The organism is Goodfellowiella coeruleoviolacea, assembly GCF_024171785.1.
GTDB lineage: Bacteria > Actinomycetota > Actinomycetes > Mycobacteriales > Pseudonocardiaceae > Goodfellowiella > Goodfellowiella coeruleoviolacea.
In genome coordinates, this window is sequence record NZ_JAMTCK010000014.1 from 137,021 (window position 1) to 148,023 (window position 11,003).

2 protein-coding genes are annotated in these 11,003 nt (G+C 74.9%); both read right to left on the minus strand.

Annotated elements, in window-relative coordinates:
* Nucleotides 1–5,508, minus strand: a complete 5,508-nt coding sequence (locus LX83_RS27365) for a type I polyketide synthase (RefSeq protein WP_253776470.1) — start codon at nt 5,506–5,508, stop codon at nt 1–3.
* On the minus strand, nt 5,505–10,988 hold the full coding sequence (locus LX83_RS27370) for a type I polyketide synthase (RefSeq protein WP_456356013.1): 5,484 nt from the start codon (nt 10,986–10,988) through the stop codon (nt 5,505–5,507). The genes LX83_RS27365 and LX83_RS27370 overlap by 4 nt, the downstream gene beginning before the upstream one ends.
* Nucleotides 10,989–11,003: the final 15 nt, after the last annotated feature.

Sequence of the window (11,003 nt, forward strand, 5' to 3'; positions counted from 1 at the left end):
TCAGGCGCCGAGTTCCTGGTCGATGAAGGCGAACATCTCCTCATCGCTGGCGGTGCTCAGCCGGGTCGCCGCGGTGGTCTCGCCACCGGCTCCGGTTTCGCTGCGCAGCGTGAGCGCCCGCAGCCGCACGGTGATCCGGTCCCGGTCGGCGGTCTCCATGGCCGCGAGCAGGCCCTCCATCCGCTCGATCTCGGCGAGCACGGACTCGGCCGGGCTGGGCTGGCCGCCGCCGACCTGTTCGGACAGGTGCGCGGCCAGCGCCTCGGCGGTGGGGTGGTCGAAGACCAGCGTGGCCCGCAGCCGCAGCCCGGTGGCCGCGGTCAGCCGGTTGCGCAGTTCGACCGCGGTCAGCGAGTCGAAGCCCAGTTCCTTGAACGCGCGGTCCGGCTCGACCGCGTCCGCGCTGTCGTGTCCCAGCACCTGCGCGGCGTGCTGCCGGACCAGGGCCAGCAGCCGCGTGCGGCGGTCCACTTCGGACAGTCCGGTCAGCTCGGCGGTGCCGGGCCGCTCGGTCGGTTCCACGGTGCCTCGGCTGGGCCCGCGGACCAAGCCGCGCAGCAGCGCGGGCAGCGTGCCGGCGGCGGCCTGGGCGCGCAGGCTGGCGGCGTCCAGCCGCACCGGCACCAGCACCGGCGCGGTGCCGCGCAGGGCGGCGTCGAACAGGGCCAGCCCGTCCGCTGTGGACATGGGTGCCGACCCGCTGCGCGCCATCCTGGCGAGATCGCTCTCGGTGAGGTCACCGGTCAGGCCGCTGCGTTCGGCCCACAGGCCCCAGGCCAGTGACACCGCCGGCAGGCCGAGGGACCGGCGGTGCTGGGCCAGTGCGTCCAGGAAGGCGTTGGCCGCCGCGTAGTTGCCCTGCCCCGGCGCGCCGAAGGTGGTGGCGGCCGAGGAGAACAGCACGAACGCGGCCAGGTCCAGGTCCCCGGTCAGCTCGTGCAGGTGCAACGCACCGTCCACTTTGGGCCGCAGCACCGCGTCCACCTGCTCGGCGGTCAGCGAGGTGACCACACCGTCGGCGAGCACGCCGGCGGTGTGCACGACCGCGGTGAGCGGGTGCTGTTCGGGGATGTCGGCCAGCAGCCGGGACACCGCGTCCCGGTCGGCCACGTCGCAGGCGGCGAAGCGCACCTCGGCGCCGAGCGCGGTCAGGTCCTCGGCCAACCGGATGGCGGCGGGCGCGGCACCGCCGCCGCGGCCGGCCAGGACCAGCCGGCGCACGCCGTGCGCGGTCACCAGGTGCCGGGCCACCAACCCGCCCAGGGTGCCGGCGCCCCCGGTGATCAGCACCGTCCCCGTGGGATCGAGCGCCGTGGAGACGAAGGCCGTGGGATCGAGCGCTGTGGGATCGGGCGCCGCGGCCGCGGACCCTGGCGCCGGGACGCGCGCCAGCCGCGGCACGTGTGCCGTGCCCGCCCGCAGCGCCACCTGGGGCTCGTCCGCGGCGGGCAACGGGATCAGCTCCCGGTGCTCGTCCACGTCGACCAGGACCAGCCGGCCGGGGTGCTCGGACTGAGCACTGCGCACCAGGCCCCACACGGTGGCCTGGGCCAGGTCGGTGATCCCGGTTCGGCCGACGGCGACCGCGCCACTGGTCACCACCGCGAGCCGGGACGACGCGACCCGTTCCTCCGCCAGCCACCAGCGCACCAGGTCCAGCACGTCGCCGAGGACGTTGCGGGCGGCCCGGCCGATGTGCTCCGCCGCCGCCGAGGGGCAGCGCACGGCCAGCACCTCGGGCACCGGCCCGCCCGACTCGACGGCCCGCCGCAGGCTCACCAGGTCGTCCAGCACCGGCACGGGTTCGCCGACGGCGGCGACCGGTAGCCAGTCCACCTGGAACAGTGCGTCCCGGTGCGGCTCGCCCGCGCCGAGCTGGTCGGCCGACACCGGGCGCAGCACCAGGGAGTCGACCGACACCACCGGGCGACCGGCCTCGTCGGTGGCGGTCAGGGACAGCGCGTCCGGGCCGGCGGAGACCACCCGCACCCGCAGCTCGGTCGCGCCCGAGGCGTGCAGGGTCACGCCCCGCCAGGAGAACGGCAGCCGGGCACCGGCGTCGGCGCGGTCCAGCACCGGGTCGGCCGGGTGCAGGGCCGCGTCCAGCAGGGCCGGGTGGATGCCGAACCGAGCCGGATCACCCGGTTCGCCCGAATCATCTGGTGTGGACAGTCGAACCTCGGCGAAGACCTCGCCGTCGCGCTGCCAGGCGGCGCGCAGCCCCTGAAACACCGGTCCGTAACCGATGCCGGCCTCGGCGAGCGCCGCGTAGACCTCATCGACCGGGATGGCCGTGGCGTTCGCCGGCGGCCACTGGGCGCCCGCCGGTGGGGCGCCGGCGATATCGGGCTGGTCGGGCTGGGCAGGCAGCAGGGTACCGGTGGCGTGCCGGGTCCACGGCTCGTCCGGTGCGGCGTCGGCCGGTCGCGAGTGGATGGTCACCGGTCGCCCGGTGCCGCCGTGCTGCTCCGGCGCGCCCACCAGCACCTGCAGGCACACCTCGCCCTGGTCCGGCAGCACCAGTGGCCGTTCCAGCGTCAGCTCGTCCACCCGGCCGAGCCCGACCTCGTCGCCGGCCCGCACAGCCAGTTCCACGAACGCGGTGCCGGGCAGGATCACCGTGTCCAGCACGGTGTGGTCGGCCAACCAGGGGTGGGTGCGCAGGGAGAGCCGGCCGGTGAACAGGAACCCGTCCACGGCCGGCACCGGCACGGCCGCACCGACCAGTGGGTGGTTGGTCGTGGCCAGGCCCAGCGAGCCGGCGTCGCCCGGCACCTCGGCGCTCGGCTCCGGCCAGTACCGCTTGTGCTGGAACGCGTACGTGGGCAGGTCAACCACGTTGGCGTGCGGGAACAGCGCGGCCCATGCCACCTCGGCGCCCGCGGCGACGTGCAGTTCGCCCAGGGACCGCAGGAACCGGTCGAGGCCGCCCTCGTCGCGGCGCAGCGTGCCGGGCGCCACCGCGTCCGGCACGGTGTCCTGGATCGACATGGTGAGCACCGGGTGCGGGCTGGTCTCCACAAAGGACCGGTAGCCCTGGCCGGCGAGGCGCTCGACCGCCTCGCTGAACCGCACGGTCTGGCGCAGGTTGGTGTACCAGTACTCGGCGTCCATCGTGGCGGTGTCCAGCCAGTCACCGGTCACCGTGGAGAAGAACGGGATCTTGCCGCTGATTGGGGTGAGGTCGGCCAACGCGGCCAGCAGCCGGTCCCGGATCAGTTCGACCTGTGCGGAGTGGGACGCGTAGTCCACCGGGATCGTCCTGGCCCTGACGTCCTCGGCGGTGCAGGCGGCGACCAGCTCGGCCAGCGCGTCGGGCTCGCCGGAGACCACCACCGAGGTGGGGCCGTTCACCGCGGCCACCGAGATCCGGTCCGGCCACCGCGTGATCAGGGCACGCACGTCCTCGACGGGCAGGGCAACCGACACCATGCCGCCCCGGCCGGCCAGCTCCTCGGCGATCAGCCGGGAACGCAGCACCACCACGCGCGCCGCGTCCGCAAGGGACAGCGCACCAGCCACACAGGCCGCGGCGATCTCGCCCTGCGAGTGGCCGACCACGGCCGCCGGTTCGACGCCGGCCGACCGCCACAGCTCGGCCAGCGACACCAGCACCGCGAACAGCACCGGCTGCACCACGTCCACCCGGTCCAGGGCCGGGGCACCGGGCACACCGCGCAGCACGTCCACCACGGACCAGTCCACGTGGGTGGCCAGTGCCGCCGCGCACTCGTCCAGCCGTGCGGCGAACACCGGTGCGGTGTCGAGCAGTTCCGCGGCCATGCCGGCCCACTGCGAGCCCTGGCCGGGGAACACGAACGCCAGCCGGCCCTCGGCGCCGGCCGTGCCCTCGACCAGGTTCGCCGCCGACCCGCCGTCGGCCAGCGCGGTCAGGCCGGCCAGCAGGTCGGCGCGCTCGGCGCCCACGACAACGGCGCGCCGCTCCAGCATCGATCGGGTGGTGGCCAGGGACAGCCCGATGTCGGCCGGGTGGATCTCGGGGTGCGCGGCCAGGTGTGCGCGCAGCCGCCGCGCCTGGGCGCGCAGCGCCTCGCCGGTCCGGCCGGACAGCAGCCACGGCACCGGTCCGGACGCGGCCGGCGCCGCGGTGGTCGCACCGACCTGGTGGGGTGCCTCCTGGAGGATCACGTGGGCGTTGGTGCCGCTGATGCCGAACGAGGACACCCCGGCCCGGCGTGGCCGGTCGTCGTCCCCCGGCCAGGCAACGGGTTCGGTCAGCAGCCGCACGTCGCCGGCCGACCAGTCCACGTGCGGTGAGGGCTGGTCCACGTGCAGGGTGCGCGGCAGCACCCCGTGCCGCATGGCCTCGACCACCTTGATCACGCCGGCGACCCCGGCGGCGGCCTGGGTGTGGCCGATGTTGGACTTCACCGAGCCGAGCCACAGTGGACGGTCGCGGTCCTGCCCGTAGGTGGCCAGCAGCGCGTTGGCCTCGATGGGGTCGCCCAGGCTGGTGCCGGTGCCGTGCGCCTCCACCACGTCCACATCGGAGGGTGCCAGCCGGGCGTTGGCCAGTGCCTGCCGGATCACCCGCTCCTGGGACGGCCCGTTCGGCGCGCTGAAGCCGCTGCTGGCGCCGTCCTGGTTGACCGCGCTGCCGCGCACCACGGCGAGCACCCGGTGGTTGTTGCGCCGCGCGTCGGACAGCTTCTCGACCACCAGCACGCCAACGCCCTCGGCGAGGCTGAACCCGTCGGCGGCGGCGGCGAACGCCTTGCACCGCCCGTCCGCGGCCAGCCCGCGCTGCCGGCTGAACGTGACGAACGGGTCGGGCACGGACATCACCGTGACCCCACCGGCCAGGGCCAGCTCGCACTCCCCGGCCCGCAGCGCCTGCACCGCCAGGTGCAGCGCCACCAACGACGACGAACACGCCGTGTCCACGGTGACCGCCGGCCCCTCCAACCCCAGCGTGTAGGCCACCCGACCGGACACCAGGCTGCCGCCGGTGCTCATGGACAGCGTGCCGTCGCGTCCCTGCCGGGTCCTGGCCAGCACCGCGCCGTAGTCCATGCCGCTGATGCCGGCGAACACCCCGGTGCGGCTGCCGCGCAGGGCCGCCGGCACGATGCCGGCGCGCTCGAACGCCTCCCAGGCGGTCTCCAGCAGCAGCCGCTGCTGCGGGTCCATGCCGGTGGCCTCGCGCGGTGAGATGCCGAAGAACCCCGGGTCGAAGTCCCCCACCTCGGCCAGGAAACCGCCTTCCCGGGTGTAGGTGGTGCCGGGGTGGTCGGGGTCGGCGTGGACCAGCGCGGCCACGTCCCAGCCCCGGTCGGTGGGGAACCCGGACACGCCGTCACCGCCGGTGGCCACCAGCCGCCACAGGTCCTCGGGTGAGCTGACGCCGCCGGGGTAGCGGCACGCCATGCCCACGATGGCGATGGGCTCGTGGTTCCGGTCCTCGACCTCGCGCAGCTTGCGGTGTGCCGCACGGGCGTCGTTGATGGCCCGCTTGAGGTAGTCGCGGAGTTTGTCCTGCTCGGTCACGCGATCTCAACTCCCCGGTCCAGGCCGTCGTCAATGAGCGCGAACAGCTCGTCATCGGTGGCGGCGTCCAGATCGCCGCCGGACTGGTGGTCGCTCGCCCCGCACAGCACCAGCAGTTCCCGCAGCAGCTCGGTGACCTGGTCCCGGGCCTGCTCGTCGGCCAGGGCAGCGGGCAGCGCGGCCCGCACCCGGCCGAGGTCGGCCAGCACCGGGTCGGCGGGTGATGCCTCGGTCAGCTCCAACTGGTCCCGCAGGTGGCCGGCCAGGTCGGCGGGGGTGGGGAAGTCGAAGATCAGGGTGGCCCGCAGTTTCGCCCCGGTCGCCCGGACCAGGCTGTTGCGCAGCTCCACCGCGGTCAGCGAGTCGAAGCCCAACTCCAGGAACGGGCGGTTGGGCTCGACCGACGCGGCCGAGGCGTGCCCGAGGATGACGGCGGCGTTGGCGCGCACCAGGTCCAGCAGTTCCCGCTTCCGGTCCACTTCGGACATCCCGGCCAGGCGGCTCAGCAGTGAGCCGCCGTCGGGTTCCTCGGCCGACCTGGTCGGCGCGGGCACCAGGTCGCGGAACAGCGGTGGCAGCGCGTCGGCCTGCCCGCGCATGGCCGCCAGGTCCAGTCGCACCGGCACCAGCACGGCCTCGGCCAGGCCGTGCGCGGCGTCGAACAGGGCCAGCCCCTGCTCGACGGTGATCGGCAGGGCGCCGTTGCGGGCCATCCGCGCCATCGTGGTCTCGTCGAGGCGGCTGCCCATGCCGTTGGCCTCGGCCCACATGCCCCAGGCCAACGACACCCCGGCCAGTCCCTGGGCGCGCCGGTGTTCGGCCAGGGCGTCCAGGAACGCGTTGGCCGCGGCGTAGCCGCCCTGCCCCGGCCCACCGAACGTGGTCGCGCCGGAGGAGAACACCACGAACGCGGCCAGGTCCAGGTCCCTGGTCAGCTCGTGCAGGTGCCACGCACCGTCCACTTTGGGCCGCAGCACCGCGTCCACCTGCTCGGCGGACAGTGACTCGACCACGCCGTCGGCCACCACGCCCGCGGTGTGCACCACGGCGGTGAGCGGCCGGGTCGCGGGGATGGCCGCGACGACGTCGGCGAGTTGGTCGCGGTCGGCCACGTCGCACGGGACGAAGACGGCGTTGGCGCCCAGCGCGGCCAGCTCGGCCGACAGCTCGGGTGCGCCGTCCGCGTCCATGCCCCGCCTGGACAGCAGCACCAGGTCGCGCACGCCGTGCTCGGCGACCAGGTGCCTGGCCACCAGCCGGCCCAGCCCGCCGGTGGCACCGGTGATCAGCACGGTGCCGTTGGCGGCGAGGCCGAGGCCGGTCGGCTCGGCCGGGTGCACCCTGGCCAGCCTCGGTGCCAGCAACCGTCCACCCCGGACAGCCAGCTGCGGTTCACCGGTGGCCAGCGCGGCGGGCAGCAGGCTGACCGATGTCGCCACGTCGTCCACGTCGATCAGCACGAACCGGTCGGGGTGCTCGGACTGGGCACTGCGCACCAGGCCCCAGACGGACGCGCTGGCCAGGTCCGGCCCGCCGGACGCGAGGACCGCGCCCCGCGTCACCACGGCCAGTCGGGCGGTGGCGAACCGCTCGTCCGCCAGCCAGGACCGCAGCTGGGCCAGCACCTCACCGAGCACGTCGCGCACGGACGCCACCACCGCGCCGGTGCCCTCGGGGCCCGTGCAGGTCAGCACCACGACATCCGGGGTGGGGGCGCCCGAGGCGACGGCCGCGCCCAGTTCGTCCAGGGTGGCGAACGCACCCGTGTGCTCGCCGATGCTCAGCCAGTTGCCCCAGCCCCACCGGTCCGCGCCGACGAGCGCGAACCGCGTCAGCGCCGCCGGCTCGGGCGGGACCGGGACCTCCAGGTAGTCCACCCGGAACAGCGAGTTGCGCGGCACCCGGCCGGCGTCGCCCAACTGCTCGCTGGACACCGGGCGCATCACCAGTGACTCCACCGAGGCGACCGGTGCGCCGGTCTCGTCGGCGATGTCCACCGCCACCGCGTCCGGCCCGGCCGGTGCCAGCCGCACCCGCAGCCCGGACGCGCCGGCGCGGTGCAGGGTGACGCCGCTCCAGGCGAACGCGATGCTGCCCCGGCCGTCCTCGGCGTCCGGCCGGCCGAACACCGTGCCGACGCCCATGCCGTGCAGTGCCGCGTCCAGCAGGGCGGGGTGGATGCCGAACCGGGCGGCCTGGCCGCGTGCGTCCTCGGGCAACCGCACCTCGGCGTAGACCTCGTTGTCGCGTTGCCAGGCCGCGCACAGCCCCTGGAAGGCCGGACCGTAGCCGATGCCGGAGGCGGCCAGCCGGGGATACAGATCGGCCACGTCCAGTTGCTCGGCCCCGGCCGGCGGCCACTGCGCCGACCAGTCCCCGGCGCCGGCGCTGTCCCGTCCCCTGTGGACCGCTTGGGCGTAGGTGCCGGTGGCGTGCCGGGTCCACGGCTCGTCCGGTGCGGCGTCGGCCGGTCGGGAGTGGATGCTCACCGCGCTGGCGTCGGCGATCACCTGCACGTGCCGGGCGCTGCCCTCGGCCAGCACCAGCGGGGCCTGCAGGGTGAGTTCGTCCAAGCCGGTGCGGCCGAGTTCGGCGCCGGCGCGCAGGGCCAGTTCGACAAAGGCCGAGCCGGGCACGATCACCGTGTCCAGCACGGCGTGCTCGGCCAGCCACGGGTGCGTCCTGGTCGACAGGTGGCCGGTGAGCACCACGCGGTCGCCGTCGGCGAGGCGCACCGCCGCGCCGAGCAGCGGGTGGTCGGCCTGGCCGAGACCGAGGCCGGTGGCGTCACCGGGCCGGCCGGCCGTGGGCTGCGGCCAGAACCGGGTGCGCTGGAACGGGTAGGTGGGCAGGTCCACGGTGCGGGTCGGCGTGCCGGCGAACACCGCCGGCCAGTGCACCGGCACACCGTGTGCGTGCGCCTCGCCCAGGGACAGCAGGAATCGGGCCAGGCCGCCCTCGTCGCGGCGCAGCGTGCCGACGGCCACACCGTCCGCAACGGTCTCCTGGATGGCTGCGGTGAGCACCGGGTGCGGGCTGACCTCGATGAACGGCCCGTAGCCCTGGGTGTGCAGGGCGTGCACGGCGTCGGCGAAGCGCACGGTGTCGCGCAGGTTGGTGTACCAGTACTCGGCGTCCATCGTGGCCGTGTCCAGCCAGTCGCCGGTGACGGTGGAGAAGAACCGGACCGACCCGGCGGTGGGCCGGACCTCGTCGAGCGCGGCCAGCAGTTCGGCGCGGATGTCTGCGACCTGGGCGGAGTGCGAGGCGTAGTCCACCGGGATGGTCTTCGCCCTGATGCCCTCGGCCGCGCACGCGGCGACCAGCTCCGCCAGCGCCTCGGGTTCACCGGACACCACTGTCGCGTGTGGACCGTTGACCGCCGCGACCGAGATCCGGCCGGCCCAGGCTCCGATCCGGTCGCCGACCTCGGTGACCGGCAGGGCAACCGACACCATGCCGCCCCGGCCGGCCAGTTCGGCGCTGATCAGCTGGGCGCGCAGGGTGACCACCCTGGCCGCGTCGGCGAGCGACAGCGCGCCGGCCACGTGCGCGGCGGCGATCTCGCCCTGGGAGTGGCCGACCACCGCGGCCGGCTCGACCCCGTGTGCGCGCCACAGCGCGGCCAGCGACACCAGGACCGCGAACAGCACCGGCTGCACCACGTCGACCCGGTCCAGTGGGCCGTGCAGCGCCTCGGTCAGCGACCAGTCGGTGTGCTGCTCGATGGCCTCGGCGCACTCGGCCCAGGCCGAGGCGAACGCCGGCGCCGAGGCCAGCAGGTCCACCGCCATGCCGGCCCACTGGGAGCCCTGGCCGGGGAAGACGAACACCGTCCGGTCAGCGCGCCGCTCGGCTGTGCCACGGACCACGTTCGGTGCTGGTTCGTCGCCGGCCAGCGCCCGCAGGCCGGCGCGGAGTTCGGCGCGGTCGGCGCCGACCACGACCGCGCGGTGGGCGAACGCCGACCTGGTCGTCACCAGCGAGTGCGCCACGTCCACCGGGTCCAGCTCATCCACTGTGGACAGCAGCTGGCCGGCCCTGGCGCGCAGGGCCGCCTCGGTCTTGGCGGCCAGCACCCACGGCAGCGGGGTGGCCGCCGGGCGGGCCGGTGCCGGCTCCTCAGCCACCGGCGGCGGTTCCTCCAGGACGACGTGGCTGTTGGTGCCGCTCACCCCGAACGAGGACACCCCGGCGCGGCGGGGCCGCTCGCCGGCCGGCCACGGCACGGTCGCGGTCAGCAGCCGCACCGACCCGGCCGACCAGTCCACGTGCGGGGTGGGTTGGTCGATGTGCAGGCTGGGCGGCAACTCCTGGTGCCGCATGGCCTGCACCACCTTGATCACGCCGGCCACCCCGGCCGCGGCCTGGGTGTGGCCGATGTTGGACTTCACCGAGCCAAGCCACAGTGGACGGTCGCGGTCCTGCCCGTAGGTGGCCAGCAGCGCGTTGGCCTCGATGGGGTCGCCCAGCCTGGTGCCGGTGCCGTGCGCCTCCACCACGTCCACGTCGGCCGCGGACAACCGGGCGCTCGCCAGCGCCTGCCGGATCACCCGCTCCTGGGACGGCCCGTTCGGGGCGGTCAGCCCGCTGCTGGCGCCGTCCTGGTTGACCGCGCTGCCGCGCACCAGCGCCAGCACCCGGTGGTTGTTGCGCCGCGCGTCGGACAGGCGTTCCAGGGCGAGCACGCCGACGCCCTCGCCCCAGCCGGTGCCGTCCGCGGCGGCCGCGAACGCCTTGCACCGGCCGTCGGTGGCCAGTCCGCGCTGCCGGCTGAACCCGATGAACCCCTCGGGGGTGGTCAGCAGCGACACCCCGCCGGCCAGGGCCAGCGTGCACTCCCCCGCGCGCAGCGCCTGCGCCGCCAGGTGCAGTGCCACCAACGACGACGAGCACGCCGTGTCCACGGTGACCGCCGGCCCCTCCAGACCGAAGGTGTAGGCCACCCGGCCGGACAGCACACTGGCCGCGTTGCCGATGCCGAGGTGGCCTTCCAGTTCCTCGGGTGCGTCCAGCAGCAGCATGGGGTAGTCGCGCCCGTTGGTGCCGACGAACAGCCCGGTGCGCGTCCCGCGCAGCGACTCCGGGTCGATGCCGGCCCGTTCGACCGTCTCCCAGCAGACCTCCAGCAGCAGCCGCTGCTGCGGGTCGGTGGCCAGTGCCTCGCGCGGGGAGATCCCGAAGAATCCCGCGTCGAAGTCACCGGCGTCGTGGAGGAAGCCGCCCTCCCGCACATAGGACGTGCCGCGGTGGTCCGGGTCGGGGTGGAACAGCGTCTCCAGGTCCCAACCCCGGTCGGTGGGGAAGCCGGACAGGGCGTCGGTGCCGCTGGCGACCAGCCGCCACAGGTCCTCGGCTGAGCGGACGCCGCCCGGGAAGCGGCAGCCCATCCCGATGATGGCGATCGGTTCCCTGGCCGAGGCGACCAGCCGCTGGTTCTGCTGACGGAGCCGGTTGACTTCCTTCAGCGAGTCCCGCAGTGCCGCGACGACGTC